The 26920-nt window shown below is 69.5% G+C and carries 23 protein-coding genes; 11 read left to right on the top strand and 12 right to left on the bottom strand.

Annotated features, from left to right (window positions below; all coding sequences use genetic code 11):
- Window positions 1-27: 27 nt before the first annotated feature.
- The 3 genes from QTH87_RS04985 to msrA all read right to left on the bottom strand — a co-directional run bounded on the left by QTH87_RS04985 (window position 28) and on the right by msrA (window position 3214).
- Window positions 28-2169 carry a TonB-dependent receptor gene (locus tag QTH87_RS04985; protein ID WP_286607389.1) on the bottom strand — a complete coding sequence of 714 codons (2142 nt, stop codon included), beginning with the start codon at window positions 2167-2169 and terminating at the stop codon, window positions 28-30.
- 85 nt (window positions 2170-2254) lie between these two features.
- Window positions 2255-2647: a hypothetical protein gene (locus QTH87_RS04980; protein ID WP_286607388.1), complete on the bottom strand. Its 393-nt coding sequence runs from the start codon at window positions 2645-2647 to the stop codon at window positions 2255-2257.
- A gap of 15 nt (window positions 2648-2662) precedes the next feature.
- A complete protein-coding gene (gene msrA, locus QTH87_RS04975; protein ID WP_286607387.1) occupies window positions 2663-3214 on the bottom strand; it encodes a peptide-methionine (S)-S-oxide reductase MsrA in 552 nt (183 codons plus the stop codon).
- A 95-nt stretch (window positions 3215-3309) separates the two neighbouring features.
- Between msrA and QTH87_RS04970 the strand changes: the two genes are divergently transcribed.
- From QTH87_RS04970 to QTH87_RS04945, 6 genes are read left to right on the top strand one after another with little or no spacing between them, the layout of a single operon-like run.
- Window positions 3310-3987, top strand: a complete 678-nt coding sequence (locus QTH87_RS04970; RefSeq protein WP_286607385.1) for a TetR/AcrR family transcriptional regulator — start codon at window positions 3310-3312, stop codon at window positions 3985-3987.
- Entirely contained in the window at window positions 3984-5204 is a 1221-nt protein-coding gene (locus QTH87_RS04965) for an efflux RND transporter periplasmic adaptor subunit (protein ID WP_286607384.1), read from the top strand. The genes QTH87_RS04970 and QTH87_RS04965 overlap by 4 nt, the downstream gene beginning before the upstream one ends.
- A gap of 12 nt (window positions 5205-5216) precedes the next feature.
- Entirely contained in the window at window positions 5217-8447 is a 3231-nt protein-coding gene (locus QTH87_RS04960) for an efflux RND transporter permease subunit (RefSeq protein WP_286607382.1), read from the top strand.
- A 25-nt stretch (window positions 8448-8472) separates the two neighbouring features.
- Complete coding sequence (locus QTH87_RS04955) at window positions 8473-9159, top strand: protein-L-isoaspartate O-methyltransferase family protein (protein ID WP_286607380.1); 687 nt, start codon at window positions 8473-8475, stop codon at window positions 9157-9159.
- A 16-nt stretch (window positions 9160-9175) separates the two neighbouring features.
- Window positions 9176-9514 carry a rhodanese-like domain-containing protein gene (locus QTH87_RS04950; protein ID WP_286607377.1) on the top strand — a complete coding sequence of 113 codons (339 nt, stop codon included), beginning with the start codon at window positions 9176-9178 and terminating at the stop codon, window positions 9512-9514.
- 49 nt (window positions 9515-9563) lie between these two features.
- A complete protein-coding gene (locus QTH87_RS04945; RefSeq protein WP_286607376.1) occupies window positions 9564-11132 on the top strand; it encodes a TolC family outer membrane protein in 1569 nt (522 codons plus the stop codon).
- Window positions 11133-11314: 182 nt separating this feature from the next.
- Here the strand turns inward: QTH87_RS04945 and QTH87_RS04940 are convergent, their stop codons facing one another.
- Window positions 11315-12232: a LysR family transcriptional regulator gene (locus QTH87_RS04940; RefSeq protein ID WP_286607374.1), complete on the bottom strand. Its 918-nt coding sequence runs from the start codon at window positions 12230-12232 to the stop codon at window positions 11315-11317.
- Window positions 12233-12331: 99 nt separating this feature from the next.
- On the opposite strand from QTH87_RS04940, the gene QTH87_RS04935 reads away from it, so the two are divergent.
- Together QTH87_RS04935 and QTH87_RS04930 are read left to right on the top strand one after the other, a co-directional pair.
- Window positions 12332-13315, top strand: a complete 984-nt coding sequence (locus tag QTH87_RS04935) for a Bug family tripartite tricarboxylate transporter substrate binding protein (protein ID WP_286607373.1) — start codon at window positions 12332-12334, stop codon at window positions 13313-13315.
- A 4-nt stretch (window positions 13316-13319) separates the two neighbouring features.
- On the top strand, window positions 13320-15188 hold the full coding sequence (locus QTH87_RS04930; protein WP_286607372.1) for an alkyl/aryl-sulfatase: 1869 nt from the start codon (window positions 13320-13322) through the stop codon (window positions 15186-15188).
- A gap of 18 nt (window positions 15189-15206) precedes the next feature.
- On the opposite strand, the gene QTH87_RS04925 is transcribed toward QTH87_RS04930, so the two are convergent.
- From QTH87_RS04925 to QTH87_RS04905, 5 genes are read right to left on the bottom strand one after another with little or no spacing between them, the layout of a single operon-like run.
- On the bottom strand, window positions 15207-16382 hold the full coding sequence (locus tag QTH87_RS04925) for an ABC transporter substrate-binding protein (RefSeq protein WP_444812738.1): 1176 nt from the start codon (window positions 16380-16382) through the stop codon (window positions 15207-15209).
- A gap of 42 nt (window positions 16383-16424) precedes the next feature.
- Complete coding sequence (locus QTH87_RS04920) at window positions 16425-17132, bottom strand: ABC transporter ATP-binding protein (protein ID WP_286607371.1); 708 nt, start codon at window positions 17130-17132, stop codon at window positions 16425-16427.
- Window positions 17119-17883 (bottom strand): ABC transporter ATP-binding protein, encoded by a 765-nt coding sequence (locus QTH87_RS04915; protein ID WP_286607368.1) that lies wholly within the window; start codon window positions 17881-17883, stop codon window positions 17119-17121. Before QTH87_RS04915 ends, QTH87_RS04920 begins: the two co-directional genes overlap by 14 nt.
- Window positions 17876-18910 carry a branched-chain amino acid ABC transporter permease gene (locus QTH87_RS04910; protein ID WP_286607367.1) on the bottom strand — a complete coding sequence of 345 codons (1035 nt, stop codon included), beginning with the start codon at window positions 18908-18910 and terminating at the stop codon, window positions 17876-17878. The genes QTH87_RS04915 and QTH87_RS04910 overlap by 8 nt, the downstream gene beginning before the upstream one ends.
- A complete protein-coding gene (locus tag QTH87_RS04905) occupies window positions 18910-19776 on the bottom strand; it encodes a branched-chain amino acid ABC transporter permease (protein ID WP_286607365.1) in 867 nt (288 codons plus the stop codon). Before QTH87_RS04905 ends, QTH87_RS04910 begins: the two co-directional genes overlap by 1 nt.
- Window positions 19777-19951: 175 nt before the next feature.
- Here QTH87_RS04905 and QTH87_RS04900 point away from each other — a divergent pair, with 175 nt between their 5' ends.
- Window positions 19952-20779, top strand: coding sequence for an isocitrate lyase/PEP mutase family protein (locus QTH87_RS04900; RefSeq protein WP_286607363.1), 828 nt, complete (start codon window positions 19952-19954; stop codon window positions 20777-20779).
- 793 nt (window positions 20780-21572) lie between these two features.
- Here the strand turns inward: QTH87_RS04900 and QTH87_RS04895 are convergent.
- The 3 genes from QTH87_RS04895 to QTH87_RS04885 are packed head-to-tail and all read right to left on the bottom strand — an operon-like array spanning window position 21573 to window position 24721.
- Window positions 21573-21962 carry a VOC family protein gene (locus tag QTH87_RS04895; protein ID WP_286607362.1) on the bottom strand — a complete coding sequence of 130 codons (390 nt, stop codon included), beginning with the start codon at window positions 21960-21962 and terminating at the stop codon, window positions 21573-21575.
- 4 nt (window positions 21963-21966) lie between these two features.
- The gene (locus QTH87_RS04890; protein WP_286607360.1) at window positions 21967-23325 is read right to left on the bottom strand and encodes a 3-deoxy-D-manno-octulosonic acid transferase; all 1359 of its coding nucleotides are present in this window, start codon (window positions 23323-23325) and stop codon (window positions 21967-21969) included.
- Window positions 23326-23338: 13 nt separating this feature from the next.
- The gene (locus QTH87_RS04885) at window positions 23339-24721 is read right to left on the bottom strand and encodes a phosphomannomutase/phosphoglucomutase (RefSeq protein ID WP_286607357.1); all 1383 of its coding nucleotides are present in this window, start codon (window positions 24719-24721) and stop codon (window positions 23339-23341) included.
- Window positions 24722-24835: 114 nt separating this feature from the next.
- Here QTH87_RS04885 and QTH87_RS04880 point away from each other — a divergent pair, with 114 nt between their 5' ends.
- Window positions 24836-26380 carry a DNA-3-methyladenine glycosylase 2 family protein gene (locus QTH87_RS04880; protein ID WP_286607354.1) on the top strand — a complete coding sequence of 515 codons (1545 nt, stop codon included), beginning with the start codon at window positions 24836-24838 and terminating at the stop codon, window positions 26378-26380.
- Window positions 26377-26874, top strand: a complete 498-nt coding sequence (locus QTH87_RS04875) for a methylated-DNA--[protein]-cysteine S-methyltransferase (RefSeq protein ID WP_286607353.1) — start codon at window positions 26377-26379, stop codon at window positions 26872-26874. Before QTH87_RS04880 ends, QTH87_RS04875 begins: the two co-directional genes overlap by 4 nt.
- Window positions 26875-26920 lie beyond the last annotated feature (46 nt).

Below are 26920 nucleotides of genomic sequence, written 5' to 3'. Positions count from 1 at the left end.
CCTGCTGCCGCCCGGCGCGGCAGAGCCCTAGAACGTCGCCCGCAACCCCACCTTCAGGCTGCGGCCCGGCAGCGGCGCGTCGGGATACACCGTGGTCGTGAGGATCGAGGTCGCGCTGTAGGCGAGCGTGTTGCCGATGTTGTCGATCCGCGCATACCAGGTGAGGTTGGCGTTCTGCACCCGCATGCGGTAGTTGAGCGACGCGTTCCACAGCGTGTAGGCCTCGGTCGCGCGGTCGCCCAGCGGCGGCACGCGGTTCTGCGCGGCGTTGTAGTCGAAGCCGACTCGTGCGGTCCAGGGGCCGTTGCCGTAGGCCAGCGTGCTGCCGATGCGCCAGGGCGCGATGCGCGGCAGCGGCTCGCCGGTGTCGGTGTTGGTCGCCCGCACCAGGTCGCCGCGCCATTCGAGGTCCAGCGTGGAGCCATCGGCAGGACGCGAGAAACCGTCGGCACCGAGCAGTTGCAGGTTGCCGCTGGCCTCCAGGCCCCGGAAGCGCGCACGCACGCCGTGGTAGACGTAGTCGGCGAAGGTCTCGGGTTCGATCAGCAGGCCATCGGGGAGCTCGATCGGCGGCGGGTTCAGTTCGCCATCGGCGCCGCGCACGTTGCCGGTCGCCGTGAGGCCGATGTAGTTGCTGAAGCGGGTGACGTAGGCATTGAACCTGGCCGTGTTGGCGCCCTGCTTCCATTGCGCGCCGAGGTCCAGGCCGGTCGACTTCTCGACCTTGAGGTTCGGGTCGCCGGTCTCCCAGGCCGCGGTCGCGACGTGCGGACCGTTGGCGAACAGCTCGTAGTCCTTGGGCGCGCGTTCGGTGTAGGCCAGGTTGGAACTCAGCTGCCATTGCGGCGTGAGGTTCACCAGCCCGCCCAAGGCCGCGCTGCTCGGATGGAAGTCGCGATCGCCGACGAAGAAGCGCGAATTGGCCGGATTGCCTGGATCGCCGAGGGACTGCACGTCGACCTGCTCGGTGCGCGCGCCGAAGCTCAGGCGCCCCCACGAGGTGCCGAGCTCCTCGTGCAGGAACAGCGCGTTCGACTGCGTGCGGCTGTTCGGCGCGAAGGCCTCCTCGCCGGTGGCCGAGAAGCGGCCGCGTTCGCTGGTGAAGCCCACCATGCCTTCCAGGTTGCCGATCTTCTGGTGCCGGGCCTCGATGCGCAGGTCGTTGCTGTCGTTCCTGAAGGTGGTGCCGGGCAGCGGGCCTTCGTACTCGGTATGGCGGTACTCGGTACGGCTCAGCTTGGCATGCACGTTCGTGAAGAAACCGCCGGGCCGCCACTCGCCCTCGAGCGCGTAGCGATCGGACTTCATGCCGATGGTGACGTCGTCCTCGGCCACGGTGCCGTAGTTGCTGCGGTAGGTGCTGGCCGACGCACCGAGCCAGCCCTGGTCGAAGAACAGCGTGCCGCCGAAGGCACCGCCGTCGGCCTCGTTGGCCGAATTGCAGATCTTGCGCGCGAAGCCGGGCCGATGCGGGTTCTCGCAGCCGAGCTCGATCGGCACCGAGACATCGTCGGAGTCGCGACGGAAGGCATCGACGTGCAACGCATAGCGGTCGTTGCCGCCCTCGAGCACCACCCCGCCCGACTTCTCGCGGTTGCCGGTGGCATAGCCGAGGTCGGCGCGCCCGCCGAAGCCATCGATCGGCTCGGTCGGGATGCGGTTGTCGATCACGTTGACGACGCCGCCGACCGCGCTGCCGCCGTACTGCAGCGCGGCCGGGCCGCGCAGCACTTCGATGCGTTCGGTCACCAGCGCATCGACCGGCACCGAATGGTCGTAGCTGAGCGCAGAGGCATCGGGCGCGCTGCCGCCGTTCTGCAGGATGCGGATGCGGTCGCCGTCCTGGCCGCGGATCGTGGGCCGGCTGGCATTGGGACCGAAGTAGGTGCTGCCGACACCGGGCAGCCCGTTGAGCGTCTCGCCGAGCGTGGATTGCGAGCGCAGCAGCAGCGCATCGTTGGCCAGCGAACTGGTCGGGGCGATCAGGTCGGTGGCGCCGAGCGGATTGCCGGTGACGGTCACCTCGCCCAGGGACGGGGCGGATGCGTCGCTCGTGGTGGCGGGGGCGGTGGAGGCGGCGCCGGCTTGCGCCCAGCTGGCGCCGGGCGTGCAGGCGATGAGAGCGAGCACCGCGGCGCCGACGCCGTGGCGATGAAGAGGAAATGACATGGGATGGGAAACACTCGTTGAATGGCCGGGCTCGGCCGCGCGCCCATCGACAACGAGACGGGCGCAGCAACCGGAAGACGGGGGTTCAGCGAGTGGAAGGCGGACCGCGCGCGTCGAACAGCGCGATCCAGCGGGCGAAGACTTCGCCCTCGAGCCAGACGAAGCTGGCGGCCGGCAGCAGCACCGGCATCAGGACGGGCGGCACGCAGGGCGCGGCCGAGCCGTGGGACAACTGGTCGTAGAGCCGGCACTCGGCTTCGGTGTGGTCGCCGAACAGCGCCGCGATGCCGTGGGCGTGGGCGGCGGCCGGCTTGTCGGCATGCAACGCGCCGACCGTTGCCCCGCCCGCGGCCGTCGCGGGCGCGCCGACGTGCAGCACGCGGTGCACCATGCCGAGCGTGGTCGCCATCCACAGCGCGAACGCCAGCACGCACAGGAGTGAGCGGCTGCGAAGGGAGCGCTGGGCGACGAAATGCATTTCGAAGCGAACCGGTCAGGCCTTGACGCGTGCCGCGAAGGTCTTCTGGAACTTCTCGACCTTGGGCCCGACCACGAAGGCGCAGTAGCCCTGGTTCGGGTTGTTCAGGAAGTAGTCCTGGTGGTAGGCCTCGGCGGTCGAGTAGTTGGCGAGCGGCGCCAGCTCGGTCACGATCGGCGCGCTGTAGGTCCTGCTCTCGCCGATCTCGCGGATCACGTCCTGGGCGACCTGCTTTTGCGCCTCGTTCGTGTAGTAGATGCCGCTGCGGTATTGGGTGCCGACGTCGTTGCCCTGGCGGTTCAGCGTGGTGGGGTCGTGCACGACGAAGAAGATCTCGAGGATCTCGTGCAGCGAGATCTGCGCCGGATCGAACGCCACGCGAACCACCTCGGCCACGCCGGTGCGGCCCGTGCAGACCTGCTCGTAGCTGGGGTTGCTGACCTGGCCGTTGCTGTACCCCGATTCGACGTCGACCACGCCCTGCACGCGGTCGAACACGGCTTCGGTGCACCAGAAGCAGCCGCCGCCGAGGACGATGGTTTCTGTGGGCGTGGTTGGGGATGACATGGCGGCTCCGGCAATTTCTGGCGAACTGCGCATTGTGCCGGCTTGACGCCTGGAAGCCGCCTGACTACATTACTAACCCGTCAGTCATTAAAAACATGCCCGCCCCCAGATTCCTCAAGGACAAGCTCTGCCCGGTGAGCGCCAAGCGCGAGCGGCGCAAGGAGGCGCGCCCGGGCGAACTGCTCGAGGCGGCGCTCGATCTGTTCGTCGACAAGGGCTTTGCGGCCACCCGATCGGAAGAGGTCGCGACCCGGGCGGGCGTCTCGAAGGGCACCCTCTTCCTCTATTTCCAGAGCAAGGAAGAGCTGTTCAAGGCGGTCGTGATGGAAAACCTCGGCGGCCGCTTCCCGCAGTGGAACCGCGAGTTCGAGGAATTCGAAGGCTCGACCGCCGAGATGCTGCGCTACTGCATGCGCGTCTGGTGGGAGCGCGTCGGCACCACCAAGGCCTCGGGCCTGACCAAGCTCATGATGAGCGAGGGACGGAACTTTCCCGAACTGACCGAGTTCTACCGCCGCGAAGTGGTGCAGCCGGCGCATCAGCTGCTCCGGCGCATCCTGAAGCGCGGCATCGACAGCGGCGAGTTCGCACCGGTCGACATCAACCTCGCCATCTACACCGTCATCGCGCCGATGATCTTCCTGATGCTCATGAAGCATTCGCCCTCGATCTGTGTCGACGACATGTCGGACATCGACCCCGAGCAATACCTGGCGCTTCAGGCCGAGACCGTGCTTCACGGCCTCTGCGCGGCGCCCAAGGCCGCCCCATGAAAAGAACGATGAAGTGGGCCATTGCGGCCCTGGTGCTGGCGCTGCTGGTGGCTGGCGCCATGCGGTCGATCGGCGCACGCAAGGCCGAGCAGGCGCGACTGGCGGCGGCCGGCAGTGCCTCCGAGACCGTGGTGGAACTCGCCCCTGGCGACGTGGTGCGCGTGGCACGCCGCGAACTCGCCGAGACGCTGCCGGTGTCGGGCACATTGCGCGCGGTCGATTCGGCGCAGGTCAAGGCGCGCGTCGCGGGCGAGCTGACCGGTCTCTCGGTACGGGAAGGCGACACGGTCGCGGCCGGGCAGGTGATCGCGCGCATCGACCCGATCGAGTTCCGGTCGCGCCTGCGCCAGGCCCAGGAGCAGGCCGATTCGGCACGCTCGCAGGCCGAGGTGGCGCAGCGCACCTTCGACAACAACAAGGCGCTGGTCGCGCAGGGCTTCATCTCGAAGAACGCGCTCGAGACCTCGCAGTCGAATCTCGACGCCGCGCTCTCCACCCACCGGGCCGCGCTCGCGGCGGTCGAGATGACGCGCAAGTCGCTCGACGACACGGTGCTCAAGAGCCCGATCGCGGGCCAGGTCTCGCAGCGGCTCGCGCAATCGGGCGAGCGCGTGGGCATCGACACCAAGATCATCGAGGTGGTCGACCTGAGCCGCATCGAGGTCGAGGCGGCGCTGGCGGCCGCCGATTCGGTCGCGGTGCGCGTCGGCCAGCGCGCGACGCTGCAGATCGAGGGCGGCGGCGTTGCCGATCCCAAGAGCGGCGAGCGCACGGTCGGCGCCAGCGTGGTGCGGGTCAACCCGAGCGCGCAGGCCGGCAGCCGCAGCGTGCTGGTCTACCTGCGGCTTGACCGCAGCACGGGCTTCCGCCAGGGCCTGTTCGCGCAGGGCACGATCGACGTCGGCCGCACCGACACGCTGGCCCTGCCGCTGACCGCAGTGCGCACCGACAAGCCGGCGCCCTACGTGCAGATGGTGGTCGACGGCCGCATCGAGCACCGCGCGGTCGAACCCGGCCTGCGCGGCACGGCCGACGGCCAGGCGCTGGTTGCGGTGCGCGGCCTCGACGAAGGCGCGGTGGTCGTGGCCGGCAGCCTCGGACCGCTGCGCCAGGGCACCGCGGTCCGCCTCGCACCGACTTCGGCACCGGCAGCGGCCACCGTGGCTGCGCCCTCCCCGACCGCGGCCGCAGCCCCCTCGGCGCGCAGCGCGCCCTGAGGGCCCGCCCGCATGTGGTTCACGCGCGTCAGTCTCAAGAACCCGGTCTTCGCGACCATGCTGATGCTCGCGCTCGTCGTGCTGGGCGCCTTCTCGTACCAGCGCCTGCAGGTCGACCAGTTCCCGAACATCGACTTCCCGGTGGTGGTGGTGATCACCGAGTACCCGGGCGCCTCGCCCGAGATCGTCGAGAGCGAGGTCACCAAGAAGATCGAGGAAGCGGTCAACTCGATCGCCGGCATCAACGCGCTGACCTCGCGCAGCTACGAAGGCCAGTCGGTCGTCATCATCGAGTTCCAGCTCTACGTCGATGGCCGCAAGGCGGCAGAGGACGTGCGCGAGAAGGTGGCCGCGGTGCGGCCGCTGTTTCGTGACGAGGTGAAGGACCCGCGCGTGCTGCGCTTCGACCCGGCCTCGCGCGCCGTGTGGTCGGTGGCGGTGCTGCCCGATGGCGACAAGGCGAACCAGCCGAGCGCGGTCGAGCTCACGAACTGGGCCGACCAGGTGCTCAAGAAGCGGCTCGAGAACGTGCGCGGTGTCGGCTCGGTCACGCTGGTCGGCGGCACCAAGCGCGAGATCAACATCTACCTGAACCCGCAGGCCATGGAGGCCTTCGGCGTCAGCGCCAGCCAGGTGGTGGATGCGGTGCGCACCGAGAACCAGGCGCTGCCGGTCGGCTCGGTGCGCTCGCTCGAGCAGGACCGCGTGGTGCAGATCGACGCCCGCATGGAGCGCCCCGAGGACTTCGGCCGCATCATCGTGGCGCGCAAGGGCGGCGCGCCGATCCGCATCGACCAGGTGGCGCGCGTGAGCGACGGCGCCCAGGAGATCGACAGCCTCGCGCTCTACAACGGCCAGCGCACGCTGCTGCTGTCGGTGCAGAAGGCGCAGGACGAGAACACCATCCAGGTGGTCGACGGCCTCGTGAAGGCCATCGCCGAGATCAAGCCGCAACTGCCGCCGGGCGTGCGGCTGGAGCCGATCGGCGACGCCTCGCGCCCGATCCGCGTGGCGGTGCAGAACGTGCGCCAGACGCTGATCGAGGGCGCGGTGCTCACCGTGCTGATCGTGTTCCTGTTCCTCAACTCGTGGCGATCGACCGTGATCACGGGCCTGACGCTGCCGATCGCGCTGATCGGCACCTTCTGGTTCATGGCGATGTTCGGCTTCACGATCAACATGATCACGCTGATGGCGCTGTCGCTGTGCGTGGGCCTTCTGATCGACGACGCGATCGTGGTGCGCGAAAACATCGTGCGCCACGTGCAGATGGGCAAGACGCCCTACAAGGCCTCGCTCGACGGCACGCAGGAGATCGGCCTCGCGGTGCTGGCGACCACGCTGTCGATCGTCGCGGTGTTCCTGCCGATCGGCTTCATGGAAGGCATCATCGGCAAGTTCTTTCACGAGTTCGGCATCACGATCGTGGCGGCCGTGATGATCTCGATGTTCGTGAGCTTCACGCTCGACCCGATGATGTCGAGCATCTGGCACGACCCGGCCATCGACAAGCACGGCAAGAACGAAGCCCCGGTCAGCTTCTACGACAAGACCATCGGCCGCGTCACCGGCTGGTTCGACCGCGGCACCGAGCGCCTGGCCGAGGGCTACCAGGGCATCCTGCGCTGGGCCCTGGTGCACAAGCTCGCCACGGTGATCGCGGCCTTCGCGATCTTCGTCGGCAGCATCTTCATGGTGCCGCTGCTGGGCACCGAGTTCGTGCCCAAGGCCGACTTCTCCGAGACCGCGATCAACTTCTACACGCCCGTGGGCTCGTCGCTCGAGGTCACGGAGGCGCGTGCGCGCCAGGTCGAGGCGGTGCTGCGCGAGATGCCCGAGGTGCGCTACACGCTCACCACCATCAACAGCGGCGATGCCCAGGGCAAGATCTACGCGAGCATCTACGTGCGGCTGGTCGACCGTCGTGCCCGAAACCGCAGCGTCGACCAGATGTCGGGCGTGCTGCGCGAGCGGCTCCGGTCGGTGCCGGGCATCACGGTCACGCACGTCGGGCTGCGCGATTCGGTGGGCGGCAACAAGCCGATCGAGTTCTCGCTCCAGGGACCGGACCTCAAGGAGCTCGAGCGCCTCACGTGGCGCGTGATGGAGGCGATCCGCCCGATCCCGGGCCTGGTCGACCTCGACTCGAGCCTGAAGCCCGACAAGCCGACTGTCAGCGTGGTGGTGCGGCGCGATGCCGCTTCCGACCTCGGCCTCGGCGTGGCGCCGATCGCGGCCTCGCTGCGCACGCTGGTGGCCGGCACCACTGTGGGCAACTGGCGGGCGCCCGACGACCAGACCTACGACGTCAACGTGCGGCTGGCGCCGGATGTGCGCAACTCGCCGGCCGACCTCGCGCGCCTGCCCTTCGTGAGCACCGCGGTGGGTGCCAATGCCGATGGCTCGAGCCGCATCGTGCGGCTGGCGCAGGTAGCCGAGGTGCGCGAATCCACCGGCCCGAACCAGATCAACCGGCGCGCACTGGCGCGCGAGGTCAGCATCAACGCCAACGTCGACGGACGTTCGGCCGGCGAGATCTCGGCCGACATCCGCACCGCGCTGGCCGGGATCAGTTTCCCGCCCGGCTACGGCTGGCAGTTCAGCGGCTCGACCAAGAACATGCAGGAATCGTTCGGCTACGCCGTGTCGGCGCTGGCGCTCGCGGTGATCTTCATCTACATGATCCTGGCCAGCCAGTTCAGGAGCTTCCTGCAGCCGCTCGCGCTCATGACCTCGCTGCCGCTGACGCTGATCGGCGTGGTGCTGGCGCTCTTGATCTTCCGCTCGACGCTGTCGATGTTCTCGATCATCGGCGTCGTGATGCTGATGGGCCTGGTGACCAAGAACGCGATCCTGCTGGTGGATTTCGCGATCCGTGCGCGCGAACCCGGCGTGGCCGAGGACGGCGTCACGCCCGTGCCCGGCCTGCCGCGCGCCGAGGCGCTGCTGATGGCAGCCCGCGTGCGGCTGCGCCCGATCCTCATGACCACGCTGGCGATGATCTTCGGCATGGTGCCGCTGGCCTTCGCGGTCAGCGAAGGCTCGGAGCAGCGCGCGCCGATGGGGCAGGCCGTGATCGGCGGCGTCATCACGTCCTCGCTGCTCACGCTGGTGGTGGTGCCGGTGGTCTATTGCTACATGGACGACCTCGCCAACTGGGCACGCCGCCGCTGGGCCGGCCAGCCCAGACAGGCCGCGGATGCGTCGCCCGTCACGCCCCCTAAAATTAAGGGTTTGTCCTGAATCCCGCAGCAAGGAGAGCCGTCCCATGAATCCCACCCCCACCCTGGAGCGCCTGCGCTTCAACATGATCGAGCAGCAGATCCGCCCCTGGGACGTGCTCGACCTCGACATCCTCGACCTGCTGGCACGCATCCGGCGCGAGGACTACGTGCCCGAGGCACATCGCGCGCTGGCCTTCTTCGACATGGAGCTCCCGCTCGAAGGCGCGAGCACGGCTTCCGAGCCCGGCCAATGCATGCTCTCGCCCAAGGTCGAGGCCCGCATGCTGCAGGACCTGCACATCCAGAAGCACGAGACCGTGCTCGAGATCGGTACCGGCAGCGGATTCATGGCGGCCCTGCTGGCCGACCGCGCGGCCCAGGTGCTGTCGCTCGAGATCGATCCGGGCCTGGCGGCCTTCGCGACCCAGAACCTGCGTCGCAACGGCGTGATGAACGTCGAGGTGCGCAACGCCGACGGCGCCTCGCCGTTGCCGAGCGGGCCGACCTTCGACGTCATCGTGCTGAGCGGTTCGGTCGCGCGCATTCCGCAGGGCCTGCTGGGCTCGCTCAAGCCGGGCGGCCGCCTCGCGGCCGTGGTCGGCGACGAACCGATGATGCGCGCCCACTTCGTGACCCGCACCGGCGAAGGGAAGTGGGACACGATCCAGCCCTGGGACACGGTGGCGCCGCGCCTCCTGAACTTCCCCGTGCCGTCGCGCTTCAACTTCTGACCCGGCGCGCCACCCCATGATCGATCAGATCCGCCCCACCGAACTTGCCGACTGGCTGGCCCGCAATCCCGGCGCCAAGCCGGTGTTGCTCGACGTTCGCGAGCCGTGGGAACTGCAGACCGCGAGCGTGACGCCGAGCGGCTTCACGCTGGTCGCGATTCCGATGAACGAGGTGCCTGCGCGGCTCGGCGAGCTCGACCCGGCCCAGCGCATCGCCTGCCTCTGCCACCACGGCGCACGCAGCCAGCGCGTGGCCGCCTTCCTGGTGCAGAACGGCTTCGACGAGGTGGCCAACATCGCGGGCGGCATCGACGCCTGGTCGGCCCAGCAGGACCCCGCGGTCCCGCGCTATTGATCTTCCCGCGCGCCACCCGTCACAGATTTCGAATCCCCAAGGACGCTTCATGCCCGTGCTCCGGCCTACCCCCCTTTCGGCAGCGCTCGCGACCCTGTTCGTCGCGACGCTCGCGCTGCCGGCCCATGGCCAGAGCCTGATCCAACTCTATGACGCCGCGCGCGGCTACGACGCCACCTACCAGGGCGCCCGCGCGCAGTACGACGCCAGCCTGGCGCGCGCCGCGCAGGCCAAGGCCGGCATCCTGCCGGCGGTCGGGCTGTCGGGCAACGCCACTGCCACGCACCAGGAGCTGTCGGCCGACAGCGTGTCGCTGACCCGCGGCATCCCCACCCAGGCCGCGGGCGTCAACGCCACGCAGCCGCTCTACCGCCCCGCCAACTGGGCGACCTACGAACAGAGCAAGCGCCAGGTCGACATCGCAGGCGACGTGCTCAGGATCGCCGAGCAGGACCTCGTGGTGCGCGTGAGCCAGGCCTACTTCGACGTGCTCTCGAGCCAGGACACGCTCGCGCTGGTGCGCCAGCAGAAGCTCGGCGTGGCCGAGCAGCTCGCCTCGGCCAAGCGCAACTTCGAGGTCGGCACCTCGACCATCACCGACACGCGCGAGGCCCAGGCCCGCTTCGACCTCGTACTGGCGCAGGAGATCGCGGCCGAGAACGACCTGCAGGTCAAGAAGATCGCGCTCGACCTGCTGGTCGGCCAGCCCAACAGCCAGCCGGTGCCGCTGGCCGCGCCGGTGGTGCTGCCCGTGGTTCAGCCGGCCGACATGAACGCCTGGGTCACGCAGGCCGAGGACACCCACCCCGCGATCGAGCAGGCGCGCCTGGGCGTGGAGGTGGCGCGGCTCGAGGTCGAGAAGGCCCAGGCCGGCCACAAGCCCACGCTCGATGCGCAGCTCGGCTACAACGTCACGAACAATCCCAACGGCAGCACCACCAGCACCACCACCGGCAAGGTGCGCGTGAACGCCGCCAGCATCGCGGTGGTGTTCAACATGCCGCTGTTCGCGGGCTTCGCGACCGAGAACCGCATCAAGGAAACGCTGGCGCTCGAGGAGCAGCAGCGCCAGCAGCTCGAATCGACGCGCCGCAGCGTCTCGCAGGCCACGCGCACCGCCTACCTGGGGCTGGTCTCGGGCGCGGGGCAGGTCAAGGCGCTCGAGGCCGCGGAGGCGTCGAGCCAGAGCGCGCTTGAGGCCAACCGGCTCGGCTACGAGGTCGGCGTGCGCATCAACATCGACGTGCTCAATTCGCAGAGCCAGCTGTTCCAGACCCGGCGCGACCTCGCCGTGGCGCGCTACAACGTGCTGGTGGGCAACCTCAGGCTGCGCCAGGCCAACGGCACGCTGACCGCGGCCGACCTCGAGGCCGTCAACGCCACGCTCGCGCTCGGCGGACGCGCGAACGTGCAGAGCGAAGCTTCGCCGACGCGGCCCTCGGCCGCGACGCAGAGCCCGGTGCCGGTGCCGCCGCCGGTGCTGCCGAGCCCGGCCGGCACCTCTGCGATCCCGGTGGTACCGCCCGTCGTGACGCCGCCCTTCAGTCCGCAGGCGCCCGCGATGCCGGTGCCGCCGCCACCGCCCGTCATCGAGCAACTGCCGCAGCGCACGCGCTGAGCGCGCCGCGGTCTTGGGCTATGGGCGTTTTTGGGCTGCGGCGCTGTAAAGGTGTGGTGTTGCGGGCTGGGGTGGCGCGGCGCGGCTGAGGGTGTGGGGCGGTCGGTGCGCAGCACCGGCCGCCCCACCGAAGCACCGACGCCCACTGGCAGGCACCCCGGCTGCGTCCACGATGGCGCACGCTACACGGCCTTGACCGCCTTCCCCCCCGCCGGCGCCATCATCTCGTGCACCAGACGCGTGAAGGCCAGCGCAGCCGGCGACATGGTTCGATTCGCCGGTAGCACGATGCTGTAGTGCGTCTGCATGCGCGTGAAGCGCTTGATGACCAGTCGCTCGAGTGATTCCGTGCCGTGATTGAGTCCGACCGCATCGGGCGCGAGGATCACGGCATCGGCGCTGAGCGCCAGGTGGCGCAGCGTGCCCAGGTCGTCGCAGACGAGGTTGAAGACGGGCCGGTCGCTGCGCCTGACCTGGCGCTCGAAGTACGCCGCCACGGCCGCTGGCAGGTTCGGGCTCGCAACAGGGAAATCCATCGCCTGCTCGAGCGTGACGCCTTCGTGGGCCAGCAGCGGATGTCCGGCGCGCACGAAGAAGGACACGTCGACGTTGGGCAGTCGCTTGAACTGCAGGCCCGGTTGCCGCTTCAAGTCGCGCGAGTCGGCGATGAACAGGTCGAGCTGGCGCCGATGCAGCCGCTCGCCGAGCGTGGCCGGGTCGGCCATGTCGATGCGCACCGTGAGCTTCGGATGCCGCTGTGCCATGAGCGACAGCGCCGGCCGGCCCAGCATGCCCGCGGCGAAGGGCCCGAGCCCCACCTGCAGGCTTCCGGTTGCGAGGCCCTGCAGCAGCAGGACGTCCCGCTGCACCTGGTCGGCGTCGGCCAGCAACTCGCGCGCACGCGCCAGGACCAGGTCGCCGGCCGCCGTGAAGCGCACCTGGCCGTAGGCGCGGTCGACCAGGCGCGCCTGAATGTCTTCCTCCAGCTTCTCGATGCTGCGCGAGAGAGCGGGCTGCGACAGGTGCACGGCCTCGGCGGCGCGGCCGAAGCTGCCCTGTTCGGCAAGGGCCAGCAGGTGACGGAGCTGACGAAGCTGCATTTTTGCGTTCGAGTACAGATTGAACGCCATATTTTGCATTGGCTTTCATATTGCATGCTGCCGAGAATGGCGCACACGATGCCAAGACGGAGACACCCGATGAACATTTCAACCAAGCGGCAGTGGGCCTGGGCGCTGATGGCCCTGCTCGCATGCCACGCCCAGGCCCAGGCGCAGGACTACCCGGCCAAGGCCGTCACCGTGGTCGTGCCCTATGCGGCCGGCGGCGGCACCGACGTGGTGGCGCGCGCGCTCGCCGAGCAGATGGCGCGGCAACTGGGGCAGCCCGTGATCATCGACAACAAGCCGGGTGCGAGCGGCATCCTCGGCACCCAGGCGGTGGCCAAGGCGGCGCCGGACGGCTACACGCTGCTGGTGGGCCTGACGCAGTCGCTGCTGACGAACCAGTTCCTCTACGACAAGCTGGGCTACGACCCGCGCCGCGAACTCACGCTGGTGACGCAGATCGCGACCGCCCCGCTGCTGCTGCTGGTGCCGGCCGGCTCCAAGGCCCAGAACGTGGCCGACCTGAAGCGCGAGATGCGCGCCTTGGCCAATGGCGGCAACTGCGGCTCGTGGGGCGCGGGCTCCTACCCGCACCTGGCCTGCGCCCACATGGCATCGAGCTGGAAGACCAGGCTTACGCACGTGGCCTACAAGGGTGAGGCACCGATGCTGCAGGACCTGGCGGGCGGCCAGCTCGATTTCACCTTCGCGAGCATCGTCTCGGCCAAGCCCTATCTCGATGGCGGCAAGTTGCGCGCGATCGCGATCACCGGTGAGGAGCGGCTGCCGGTCCTCGCGGCCGTTCCGACCTTCACCGAGGCCGGCTTCGCGGATCCCGAATTCCGCATGTCGGGCTGGCTCGCGCTCGCGGTGCCGCACGGCACGCCGGCACCGATCGTCGCGAAGCTGCAGCGCGCGGCGCAGCAGTCGCTGTCGGCACCCGACCTGCTCAAGCGCTTCGAGCTGCTGGGCATGGTGCCCATGGGCACCAGCGCCGAGCAATCGCGCAGGAACTACGACGCCGACTGGCCCGTGTGGGAGCGCTTGGTGAAGGTCTCCGGAGCCAAGCTGGACTGACGACATGCAACCCAACGCAGCAACACTCAAAGCGCCGGCCACCGACGAGCCGGCCACCCGCGGCTTCATCGCGACCTGGCCGAATGCAGAGATCCGCGGCGCCGACGGGCGCGTGGTCTGGACCCTCGCCGGCTACGAATTCCTGGAGGCCGAGGAAGCAGCGCCTACGGTGCATCCGGGCCTCTGGCAGCAGGCCCGCCGCAACATGGCGCACGGCCTTTTCAAAGTCTGCGAACGCATCTACCAGGTGCGCGGCTTCGACCTCGCGAACATGACGATCATCGAGGGCGAACGCGGCATCGTCATCATCGACCCCCTCACCTGCGCCGAGACCGCTGCCGCGGCGCTCAAGCTGTATCGCGAACAGCGCGGCGAACGGCCCGTGACTGCCGTCATCTACAGCCACAGCCACGTCGACCACTTCGGCGGCGTGCGCGGCGTGATCGACGAGCAGGATGCGATCCGCCGCGGCGTGCCGATCATCGCGCCCGCGGGCTTCGTCTGGCACACCGTGGCCGAGAACATGATCGCGGGCAACGCGATGTCGCGCCGATCGCAGTTCCAGTTCGGCAACACGCTGCCGCGCGGCGTGTGCGGCCAGGTCGACTGCGGGCTCGGCAAGAGCCTGCCGAACGGCACCGTGACGCTGATTCCGCCCACGCGCACGATCGAGAAGGAGCGCGAGCGGCACGTCGTCGACGGCATCGAGATCGTCTTCGCGCTGGCACCCGAGAGCGAGGCGCCCTCGGAGATGTTCTTCTTCTTTCCCCAGTTGCGCGCGCTCAACCTGGCCGAGCTGGGCCAGCACACGATGCACAACCTGTGCCCGCTGCGCGGCGCGCAGGTGCGCGATGCGCGGCTGTGGTCGCGCTACCTCGACGAGGCGCTGCACGAGTTCGCCCCGCATTCGGATGTGGTCTTCGCGCAGCACAACTGGCCGACCTGGGGCCGCGAGGCGCTGACCGGATTCATCGCGCAGCAGCGCGACCTCTACAAGTACGTGCACGACCAGACCGTGCGGCTCATGAACACGGGCCTGACCGCGATCGAGATCGCCGAGGTGCTGCGGCTGCCGCCGGAACTGGTCGACGTGCCGCATGCGCAGGGCTACTACGGCACGCTGGTGCATAACGTCAAGGCCGTGGTGCAGCACTACCTCGGCTGGTACGACGGCAACCCGTCGCGGCTGCACGCGTTGCCGCCTGTCGAGGCCGGCACGCGCTACGTGGCCTACATGGGCGGGGCCGAAGCCCTGCTCGCACGGGCGCAGGCCGACTTCGAGCGCGGCGACCACCGGTGGGTGGCCGAGGTCACGAGCCACCTGGTGTTCGCCGAGCCGGGCAACCAGCCGGCGCGCGCGCTGTGCGCGGCATCGCTCGAGGCACTCGGCTTCGCCAGCGAATCGGCCACCTGGCGCAATGCCTACCTGCTCGCCGCGCGCGAGCTGCGCGTGGGCGTGCCGGCGGCGCGCCGCCGCAGCATGAGCTACGACCTGCTCAAGGCCGTGCCGATGGAGATGTTCCTCGACTGCCTCGCGATCCGGCTGGTGGCCGAGCGCGCAAGCGGCCATCGCATGCGCCTGGACTGGCACATCGTCGATGCCCGCGAGCACTGGACGCTGACCCTGGACAACGCCGCGCTGACCTACCGCCCCGGCAACCCCGCCGACAGCGCAGCGGTCGCGGACGCATCCATCGCGGTCAGCCGCGACGGCCTGGCCCGCCTGCTCGCGCACGAATCGGGCATCGCGGCGGCGATCGACGCCGGCATGCAGGCCGGCCAGATCGCGGTCGACGGCGATCGCGCCAAGGTGTCCGCGCTGCTCGGGATGCTCGACGAGTTCGAACCGATGTTCAACGTCGTCGAGCCCTGAACGGCCCGGCCGCGGACGCTACTTGAGGTCGCTGAGGTTCACCGGCTTGATCTTGCCGCCCTCGACGGTGGCGACGAGCGGGTCGACCAGCGTTCCGCCTACCGCATCGACGCCCTTGAAGCCGCCGGCATTGATGTCGGTCGGCAGCTTGGCCAGCGCGTCGCCCATCTTGGCGCGGATCGCGGCGGCGTCGGTGGTGGTGCCAGCCATCTTCATCGCGCTCGCGAGTGCGTGGACCAGCGTGTAGTTGTACGAAGACTCGGTCGTCGGGTCCTTGTCGGCACCATAGGCCTTGCGGTAGGCCGCCGCGAAGGTCTTGGGGCCGACGCGCTCGTCATAGGACACCGGCAGCACGCCGATCGAGCCTTCGAGCGGCGCCAGGCCACCGGTCACCTTGGCCATCTCGTCGAGCTTGGCCTGGTCCATGATGAGGAAGCCGCCCTTGAAGCCAAGCTCGCGCGCCTGCTTGACCACCAGCGCGGTCGGCTCCGACGGGCCGCCGACGAACAGCACCTCGGGCTTCTCGGCCAGCACGCGGCTCACGCCGCTGTAGAAGTCGGCCGAGCGGTTGTAGGACATCGGGTTGTTCGAGACGATCGTGCCGCCGGCCTTCTCCCAGGCCGGGCCGAACAGCTGGGTCCAGTTCTTCGCGTACTCGTGGTCGCCCGGCAGCATGCCGACCTTCTTGCCGAACTTCTTCATCTCGTAGCTGGTGAAGGGCTCGATGTAGGTGTTGAAGGTCGGCGGAATGCGGATCGTGAGCTTGTTGCCGGTCTCCGTGATCTTCGGCGTGCTGGAGTACGCCATCACGATGAACTTCTCCTGCTCGTTGAAGGCCTGCATCGCGTAGATGCCGCCCGAGTGCGGCACGAAGACCGCCGGCGTCTGGTACTGCTGCACCAGCCGGCGCGCATTGATCGCGGCCTCGGCCGGCGCGTACTTGTCGTCGAGCGCCACCAGCTCGAGCTTGACCTTTTTGCCCGCGACCTCGAGGCCGGCCGCATTGACCTCCTTGATCGCCATCTCCATGCCGTTGACCACGTTCTTGCCGTAGAGAGCGGCACCGCCGCTCAACGGGCCCGTGAAGCCGATCTTGACGGTCTCCTGCGCGAAGGCGCTGCCGGCGCCGAAGGCAGCCGCGCAGGCCAGGGCGAGCGGCAGCATGACGCGATGGGTGCGGAAGTCTTTTTTCATTTCGGTTTGTCTCCGGTGGTGGGTTGAAGAAATCTCGAGGCCTCAGGCGCCTATGTAGGCGGCACGAACGGCCTCGTTGTGCAGCAGCGAATCGCGATCGCCCTCGAGCGCGATGCGGCCGCGCTCGATCACGTAAGCACGGTCTGCGATGGCCAGTGCCGAATAGGCGTTCTGCTCGGCCAGCAGCACCGTGGTGCCGGCCTTGTTGATGCGCTGGATGACCTCGAACACCTGCTTGACGATCAGCGGCGCGAGACCGAGCGAGGGCTCGTCGAGCAGCAGCAGCCTGGGCCGGCCGAGCAGCGCGCGGCCGATCGCCACCATCTGCTGCTGGCCGCCCGAGAGCGAGCCGGCCGGATGGTCCTGCTTCTGAGCGAGGATCGGGAACAGCTCGAACACCTCGTCGAGCGAACGCTGGATGCCGGCCGCGTCGCGCCGGTGCACGTAGGCGCCGAGCGTGAGGTTCTTCTTCACGGTCATCATCGGGAACAGCTTGCGGCCTTCCGGGCAATGCACGAGGCCCGAGGCCACGATCTGGGCCGGCCGCAGGCCGACCAGCTCGCGCTCCCCGAAGCGGATGCTGCCCGCGCTGGGCTTGTGGATGCCGCTGGCCGCCATGAAGATCGAGGTCTTGCCCGCGCCGTTGGCGCCCAGCAGCACCACCAGCTCGCCGGGCGCTGCATGCAGCGTGACGCCCGACAGCGCACGGAAGCTGCCGTAGTGCAGGTCGACGCCCTCAAACCGCAACATGGTCGGCTCCCAGGTAGGCCTCGATCACCTGCGGATCGCGGCGGATCTGCTCTGGCGTGCCCTCGGCGATCTTGGCGCCGTTGTTGAGCACCACGATGCGGTCGGCCAGTCGCATGATCATGTCCATCTTGTGCTCGATCAGGCACACGGTCTTGCCGTGGTCCACCAGCTTGCGGATCAGCGCCGCAAGACCGACGGTTTCCTCGGGATTGACGCCGCCGGCCGGCTCGTCGAGCAGCAGCAGCTCGGGGTCGGTCGCGAGCGCCAGCGCGAAGGCGACGCGCTTGCGCTCCTCCTGCGTGATGTCGGCCGCGATGCGGTGGGCGATGTGCGAGAGCCCGACGAAGTCGAGCGCCTCGCGCGCCTTCTCGCGGCACAGGCGCTCCTCGTCCTGCAGCCGGCGCGTGTTCGCAAGCACGTCCCACAGGCCCGATCGGGTGCGCAGGCGGTGGCCGACGATCAGGTTGTCGAGCACGGTCGCGTTGTCGAACAGGTGCGTGGTCTGGAAGGTGCGCGCGATGCCGAGCCTGGCCACGTGATCGGGCCGCATGCCGGTCACGTCCTGGCCCTTGAAGCGGATGCGGCCCGAGCTCGGCTTGTGGGTGCCCGCGACCAGGTTGAAGAAGGTGGTCTTGCCGGCGCCGTTGGGTCCGATGATGGCGCTGACCTGGCCGCGCTCGAAGCGGGTCGAGACATGGTCGACCGCGGTCAGGCCGAAGAACAGCTTGGTCAGCGATTCGATCTCAAGCATGGCGGCCTCCCTCCTGCGCGACCGGGTCGCCCGTTGCCTCGTCGTGTGTCTGCGCGCGTTGCTGCTGCTGCGCCCTCGCGGCATCGGCGCGCTGGGCGCGGCGCTTGAGCCAGGTGCCGACGATGCCGTCGGGCAGGAAGATGATCAGCGCGATCAGCACCGGCCCGAACACCACCATGCGGTAGTCCTGCAGGAACTGCAGGCTCTGCGTGAGCCAGGTGACGAGGAAGGTGCCGACCAGCGGGCCCAGCAGGGTGCCGATGCCGCCCACCAGCACGAACATCACGAGGTCGAAGGTCACGGCCTCGCTCGCGAGGTCGGGGCCGAGGAAGCGCACCTGCCCCGCATACAGCGCGCCCGCGAAGCCCGCATAGATTACCGACAGCACGAATGAAAGCGTCTTGGTGCGCATCAGGTCGACCCCGAGCGCCTCGGCCAGGTCGTCGCTGTTGCGCACCGCCATGAAGCTGCGGCCCAGCAGCGAATGCACGATGCGCGACATGATCCACAGTCCGAGCGCCAGGAAGGCCAGCACCAGGTAGTACTGCGAGAGCGGCGTGCCGAACTGCAGCGGACCGATGCCGGTCGGCGACGGGATGCCCATGATGCCCACCGGCCCGTGCGTGAGGCTCTCCCACTTCTCGATCAGCAGGAACATGATGTAGCTCACGCACAGCGTGAAGATCGAGAAATAGTGGCCGCGCAGGCGCAGCGACAGCAGGCCGATGAAGTAGCCGAGCACCGCGGTCACGACGCCGGCCGCCAGGAAGGCGATCCAGAACGGCACGTGGTGGTCGACCGTGAGGATGCCGACCGTGTAGGCCCCGACCGCCATGAAGGCGCCGTGCGCGAGGTTGAACTGCCCCGTGTAGCCCGTGATCAGGTTGAGCCCCAGTGCCGCGATCGCCATGATGAAGGCCTGCGTCGCGACCGAGATCAGGTAGTTGTTCTGCACGAACAGCGGGAACGCCAGCGCCAGCACCGCGAGCAGCGCCCAGCCGGTCTTGCCTTGCAGCAGCCGGGTCATCAGCGCGCCCCTTTCGGCACGAACAGGCCCTGCGGCCGGAACGAGAGGATCACGACCAGCAGCACGAAGGCGATGATGTCCTTGTAGTCGGTCGAGAAGTAGAAGCCGCCGAAGCTCTCGGCCATGCCGATGATCAGGCCGCCGACGATGGCGCCCGGGAAGCTGCCCATGCCGCCCAGGATGATGATCACGAAGGCCTTCGTGATGACCAGGTTGCCCATCGCGGGATAGACCAGGTTGATCGGCGCGTAGAGCACCGCGGCCACGGCCGCCAGCGCGCCCGAGATCGCGAACACCAGCAGCGTCACGCGGGTGGCATCGATGCCGACCAGCGCCGCGCCGTCCCGGTTCTGCGCCATCGCGATGATGGTCGAGCCGACCACCGTGTGATTGAGGAACAGGTGCAGCAGCACCATGAGGCCGAAGGCGCCCGCGATGATCAGGAGACGCTGCAGCGGTGCCGTGAGGCCGAAGACCTCGACCACCTGGCCATAGGGCGTGGGCATGCGATGGAAGTCGGCACCGAAGAGGGCCTGGGCGCCGGCCTCGAGGAACAGCAGCACGCCGATGGCCGCGATCATGTCGTGCAGCTCGGGCGCGTTGCGCAGCGGATGGAACACCAGCCGCTGCGTGAGCATCGAGATCACGGCCACCAGCGCCGCGGCGCCGGCCATCGCGAGCCAGTAGTTGAGGCCCAGCTTGGCCATCAGGTAGTAACCCGCGAAGGCGCCCGACATGTAGAACGCGCCGTGCGCGAAGTTCGGCACGTGCAGGATGCCGTACACCAGTGTCAGGCCCAGGGCCACCAGGCTGTAGACGCCCCCGACGGTGAGACCGTTGAGGAGCTGCTGAAAGAACATTTCCACGTGATTCCTCGCATCGAGCCGAAGGGATGCGGCGGGGGCCGCATCGAACGCACCGATGCATTGTGGAAGCGCGTTCGCGGCGGCAGGTTAAGGTTTCTCCCGGGGTCGCGTCGCCTTGGGGACTCGCGCTCCTACCGGGCGGTAGGGGCGCAGAATGGCGCGCCTGGAGGCTTTCATGACACGCACACTCGCCGAACGCCGCGCCGACTTCCGCATCCTTCACGACCAGGGCTGCTTCGTTCTGCCCAACCCCTGGGACGTGGGCAGCGCGCGCTACCTGCAGGGCCTGGGTTTCAAGGCCCTCGCCACCACCAGTTCGGGCTGCGCATGGTCGCGGGGCCTGCCCGATGGCGCGATGTCGCGCGAGGCGGTGCTGGCCCATCTGCGCGACATCGTGGCGGCCACCGACCTGCCCGTGAACGCCGATTTCGAGAACGGCTTCGCGAACGATGCGGGGGGCGTTGCCCAGAGCGTGCGCATGGCGATCGACACCGGTGTGGCCGGCTTGTCGATCGAGGACTCCACCGGCGATCCGGCGAACCCCCTGTTCGACATCGACACCGCCGTGGCGCGGCTGCGCGCCGCCCGCGACGCCATCGACGAAGCCGAAGTTCAGGTCCTGCTGGTGGGACGGGCCGAGAACTTCTTCGCCGGCCGGCCCGACCTCGACGACACGATCGTGCGCCTCCGCGCCTATGCCGAGGCCGGCGCCGATTGCCTCTACGCGCCGGGCATCGGCACGCGCCAGCAGATCGCGGCCGTGGTCGCCGCCGTGGCGCCCAAGCCGGTCAACCTGCTGGTCGGATCGGCCAGCGAACTCACGCTGGCCGACATCGAGGCGCTCGGCGTGCGTCGCGTCAGCGTCGGCGGCGCGATGGCACGCGCGGCCTGGGGCGGCTTCATCCGCGCCGCGCGCGGCATCGCCGATTCGGGACGCTTCGACGGTTTTACAGATGCGGCTTCGGGGAACGAGCTGAACGCGCTGTTCAGGGCTGGACGGTAGTCGGCCACGAGCGGCTTGGCCGAGGCGATCGACCACTTGGGGTGCGCAGCCGACGTCTCTGCCGGTGGGCGTCGGTGCTTCGGTGGGGCGGTCGGTGCTGCGCACCGACTGCCCTGCGGTGCTCGCGCGGCCGGCTGTGCCGCAGAACTCACTGCGTGCCCCTTCGGTGCACTCCGTTCAAACAGCTGCGGCAAGCTAGATGTTGATGCGCGTGTCTTCGCACGCGCAGCCGGCCACGCTGCGCTCCTCGGCGCCCCACAGGCGCACCGCCGCCCACCGGCAGACACCCCGGCTGTGGTGGCGGTGTGGCGGTTTCAGGGCGCGATCAACGACCGGGGACCCCACCGAGGTGACGCCAGGGCGCACTGCGCACCCGATGGCCGAAGGCCGAGACGGGTTCTTCGATCAAGCAAGGCGTCCCGGCGCGGCGTGGCTGGGGGTGTGGGGCGCGGGCGACTTCCGGGGCGGTGAGGAGCGCAGCCTGCGGGCGGGCGCGTGCGAAGACACGCGCTTCGTTGTCTGGCTTGTCGCGGCTGTCCGAGTGGCGTGCACCGAAGGGGCACGCAACGAGTTCCGCGACACCGTCCGCAGGCGAGCACCGCAACGGAGTCGGCGCTACGCGCCGACCGCCACGGCAGGAGCCCGCGACCCACAGCCCCAGCCGCGCCGCGCAACCGCAGGCCGTCACACAACGCTTCCCCCATCGGCAAGCTCCCGACCACGCTCGACGTCAGCAAAAAATCCAAGCCAGCGGGAAAGAACCCATTCAAGCAAGCTGGACGTCTGAAAACCCTCAGGCCGTGATCTCCACCCGATTCCCGTCCGGGTCCAGCACCACGCTCTCGTAGTAGCCGTCGCCGGTGCGACGCGGTCCGTCGAGCACCGGATGGCCGTCGCCGCGCAGCCGCTCGGTGAGCCGGTCGACCGCATCTTCGGAGCCCAGCGACACCGCGAAATGGGTCAGGCCCATGCGCTGCGCGCCGGGCTCGATCGCGAGCGGCCGCAGCGTCGTGGTCGTCATGGCCTCGATGCGTGCGCCGTCGCCGAAGCTCAGGAAGCAGGATTCGAAGCCCTTGGCCGCGTTGACGTAGCCGCTGCCGGCGCTGGCGCCGAAGTAGTCGACGTAGAAGCGCTTGAAGCGATCGAGGTCGGTGGTCCAGAGGGCGATGTGTTCGATGCGCATCGACTCACTCCAGGCTCGGCTCCGCCCTCTCCCCCTCACCCACCGGCGACGCCTTCTCCGCAATCGCCAGCAGCGCGGTCGCCGTGCGCTCCGCCGCACCCCGGTTGGCCGATGCAAATGCCAGCGCGGCCTGCGACATCGCCTCGCGGCGCTCCGGGTTCTCGGTGAGCTTGAGAGCCGCCGTCACCGCGTGTTCCAGGTCCTGCACACGCAGCGAGGCGCCGGCCGCGAGCGACAGTTCGGCCGCCTCGGCGAAATTGAAGGTCGAGGGGCCCATGATCACCGGGCAGCCGCAGGCCGCGGCCTCGATCAGGTTCTGGCCGCCGAGCGGCTCGAAGCTTCCGCCCAGCAAGGCGACGTCTGCCAGCCCGTAGTAGAGCGCCATCTCGCCGAGCGAATCGCCGAGCCAGATCTCGGCCTCGGCCGGCGCACCCGCGGCGCTGCGGCGCGCCACCGCGAAGCCGTGCGCCTCGACCAGCGCAGCCACCTCGTCGAAGCGCTGGGGATGGCGCGGCACGATCATCCATTGCACGTCGTGCACGCGCCGCACGATCGAGCGCACCGCTTCCTGCTCGGGCGGCACCGGCGCCAGCGCACCGAAGCGCTTGAGCACCTCGAGCAGCTGCCGCTCCTCGCCGTCGCGCGAACTCGCGAACACCACGATCGGGCGCGGCAGCTGTCCGCGCAGCCTGGCAGCCGCGTTGAGCTGGCGCACATCGGGCGTGGCGTCGAACTTGAGGTTGCCGTAGACGCCCGCCACCTTGGCACCGAGCGACACCAGCCGATGCGAATCGGCCTCGGTCTGGGCCCACACGGCGGCCAGCGCCGAGTAGGCGGGCCGTGCGAGCCAGGCCAGGCGCTCGGCGTTGGCGAGCGACCGCTCGTTGAGCCGCGCGTTGGCCAGCACCAGCGGAATGCCTCGCTCGGTGCAGGCAGCCGTCATCTCGGGCCAGACCTCGGTTTCCATCAGCACACCGATGCGCGGACGGAAACGGTCGAGAAAGCGCGCCACCGCACCGGGCGCGTCCCACGGTTGCCAGACCTGCAGATCGCCTTCCTCGAGCAGCTTGGCGCCTTCCTCGCGGCCGGTGGCGGTGCCGTTGGTGAGCAGGATCGGGATGCCCGGGTATTGCCGCCGCAGCTCGGCGATCAGGATGCCCGCGGCGCGGGCCTCGCCGAGCGAGACCGCATGGATCCAGCACCAGCCGGTGCCGGTGGCAGCTGCGTCGTAGTGGCCGAAGCGTTCCTCGACCGCATGCGCGTAGCCGGGCTCGGCGACGGCGCGGCGGCGCAGCTTGCGCCGCACCAGCGGCTGGGCCAGGGTGGTGAAGGCGCCATACAGGCGCAGCAGCAGCGAACGCACGCTCTTGACAGCCTCAGTGCGCGGCGGCCGCGAGCTGGGCGTCGGACTTCACGCTGCGCAGCAGCGCGAGCATCTCGGCCTCGATGCGGTGCAGCGCGGCCTCGGTCTGGCCCTCGAAGCGCAGCACCAGCACCGGCGTGGTGTTCGACGCCCGCACCAGGCCGAAGCCGTCGGGCCAGTCGACCCGCACGCCGTCGATGGTCGAGACCTGGGCCGGCGGCGCGAACTTCGCGCGCTCGACCAGCTGGGCGACCACCGCATGCGGCTCGCCCTCGGCGCAGGCCACGTTGAGCTCGGGCGTCGAGAAGCTGGTCGGCAGGCCGTCGAGCACCGTGCTCGCGTTCGGGCTCTTGCTGAGGATCTCGAGCAGGCGGCAGCCGGCATAGGTGCCGTCGTCGAAGCCGAACCAGCGCTCCTTGAAGAAGATGTGGCCGCTCATCTCGCCGCCGAGCGGGGAGTCGATCTCCTTCATCTTGGCCTTGATCAGCGAATGGCCGGTCTTGAAGATCAGCGGCTTGCCGCCCGCCGCCTCGATCGCCGGGCCCAGGCGCTGCGAGCACTTGACGTCGTAGACGATGGTGCCGCCCGGCACGCGCGACAGCACGTCCTGCGCGAACAGCATCATCTGCCGGTCCGGGTAGATGTTGTTGCCCTCGCGCGTGACGATGCCCAGGCGGTCGCCGTCGCCGTCGAAGGCCAGGCCGAGTTCGGCGTCGCCGGACTTCAGCGCGGCGATCAGGTCCTTGAGGTTCTCGGGCTTGCTGGGATCGGGATGGTGGTTCGGGAAGTCGCCGTCGACTTCGCTGAACAGCTCGGTGACCTCGCAGCCGATGGCCCGCAGGATCGACGGTGCCGTGGCGCCCGCGATGCCGTTGCCCGAATCGACCACGATCTTCAGCGGCCGCGCGAGCCTGATGTCGCCCACGATGCGCTGCGTATAGGCCTCGGTGACGTCGACCTGGCGCACGCTGCCGCCGGGCGCCAGCTTGGCGCTGCCGTCTTCCATCACGCGGCGCAGGCCCTGGATCTCGTCGCCGTAGATGGCGCGGCCGGCCAGCACCATCTTGAAGCCGTTGTAGTCCTTGGGGTTGTGGCTGCCCGTGACCTGGATGCCGCTGCGCGACAGCGTGTGGGCGGCGAAGTACAGCATCGGCGTGGTGACGGCGCCGACGTCGATGACCTCGATGCCGGTCGCGACGAGGCCCTTGATCAGGGCGCCCGCGAGCGTCGGGCCCGACAGGCGGCCGTCGCGGCCCACGGCCACCGAGGTCTCGCCGGCCGCGCGTGCGGCGCTGCCGAAGGCCCGTCCGAGCGCCTCGGCGACCTCGGCGTCGAGCGTGGCGGGCACCACGCCCCGGATGTCATAGGCCTTGAAGATCGATGCGCTGAGCTGCATGGGAAAACAACCTCTGGAAGTTCCAAAAACGTAGAACATTGTAGGCATCGGCCCAGGGTGCCAGATGTCCGGAAATGGCTATTCCTGCACGATCGCGGCCGTATCATCGTGCCCATGTCCACCGCCCCCGCCACCACCGCCGGACTCGAGAGCGACGCCTGCTACCTGGCGATGAAGGCGCACGACGCACGCTTCGACGGTTCGTTCTTCACGGGCGTGACATCCACCGGCATCTACTGCCGGCCGGTCTGCCGCGTCAGGCTGCCGCGGCGCGAGAACTGCTGCTTCTTTCGCCACGCGGCGCAGGCCGAGGCCGCGGGCTTCCGGCCCTGCCTGCGCTGCCGGCCCGAACTGGCACCGCGCGCCGCGAGCTGGTCGACCGAGGACGCCTCGCGCATCCTGGCCCTGCAGGCCGCGCGCCTGATCGACGAACCCGACGCCTGGTCCGCGGACGGCCCGGGCGCCGCCCGCATCGCCGAGCGGCTGGGCGTCAGCGACCGCCATCTGCGGCGCATCTTCGAATCGCAGTTCGGCGTCTCGCCGCTGCAATACCTGCAGACCCGCCGCCTGCTGGCCGCCAAGCAGCTGATCGCCGACACCCGCCTGCCGATGACCCAGGTGGCGCTGGCCAGCGGCTTCGCGAGCGTGCGGCGCTTCAACGCCGCCTTCCTGGGGCACTACGGCCTCAACCCGAGCGCGCTGCGGCGCGCCGGCGCCTCGCGCGACGCCCGCACGGCCGACTCGGTCGAGGTGCGGCTGGGTTTCCGGCCGCCCTACGACCATCGCGCGATGTTGGCCTTCTTCGAGCGCCGCGCGCTGCGCGGCATGGAAGCGATCGACGACACAGATGCGCAAACGCCCTCCTTCGCCCGCTCGCTGCGCGTGGCGCACGGCAAGCACACGCTGACCGGCTGGCTGCAGCTGCGCTTCGATGCCGGGCGCGACCAGCTGCTGCTGCGCGTCGACCATCGGCTCGCGGCCATGCTGCCGACCGTGATCAGCCGCGTGCGCGCCATGCTCGACCTCGACGCCGACCCGATGGCGATCAACGCTGCACTGCATGCCAGCTTTCCGCAGGGCGACGGCCTGCGCGTGCCGGGCACGGTCGACGGCTTCGAGCTCGCGGTGCGCGCAGTGCTGGGCCAGCAGATCACGGTAGCCGCCGCGCGCACGCTCGGCAGCCGGCTGGTCGAGGCCTTCGGCGAGCCGATCGCGACACCCATCGAAGGCCTCGATCGACTGTTCCCCACGCCCGCGGCGATCGCGGCAGCGAGCGGCGATGCGCTGGGCCGGCTCGGCATCGTGCGCCAGCGGCAGGCGGCGCTGCTCGCGATCGCCAACGAGGTCGGTTCGGGCCGGCTCGCGCTGCATCCCGGTGCCGACGTGCCCGCCACGCTGGCTGCGCTGCAGGCGCTGCCCGGCATCGGCGACTGGACAGCGCAATACATCGCGATGCGCGCACTGCGCTGGCCCGATGCCTTTCCGGCCGGCGACGTCGCGCTGCAGAAGGCGCTCGGCGTCACGACGGCGCGCGCAGCGGCCGAGGCTTCCCGGGCCTGGCGTCCGTGGCGCGGCTATGCCGTGCTGCGCGCCTGGCACCATCCCACACCCCTACCCGCGCCGGCAGCCGATGCGTGCGCCAGCGCCAGACAGCCATGAAATTCAAGACCACGTCCCTGCACTGCACCACCATCGACAGCCCGCTCGGGCCGCTGCTGCTCGCCGCCACCGATCGCGGCCTGGCCGGCGCCTGGTTCGAGCGCCAGCGCCACTGGCCCGACACCACGGGCTGGTCGAACGACGACGCCCACCCGGTGCTGCGCCAGGCCGCCGCCCAGCTCGGCGACTATTTCGCGGGCCGGCGCGCGCATTTCGACCTGCCGCTCGACCTCGCGCACGGCACCGCCTTCCAGCAGTCGGTGTGGCAGGCGCTGCTTGCGATCCCGCGCGGCCAGACCACCAGCTACGGCGCGCTCAGCGCCGGTGTCGGCAAGCCGGCCGCGGTGCGCGCGGTGGGGGCCGCGGTCGGCCGCAACCCGATCAGCGTGATCGTGCCCTGCCACCGCGTGCTCGGCGCCAACGGCTCGCTCACCGGCTATGCGGGCGGGCTCGAGCGCAAGTCCGCGCTGCTCGCGCTCGAGGGTGCGCTGTGAGCGAGAACACCGGCAACGCCACCGAAGCACCGACCGCCACGTCCCC

It is taken from the genome of Variovorax jilinensis (assembly GCF_030316885.1).
Taxonomy (GTDB): domain Bacteria; phylum Pseudomonadota; class Gammaproteobacteria; order Burkholderiales; family Burkholderiaceae_C; genus Variovorax; species Variovorax jilinensis.
This window is presented reverse-complemented; position numbering and strand designations above follow the sequence as displayed.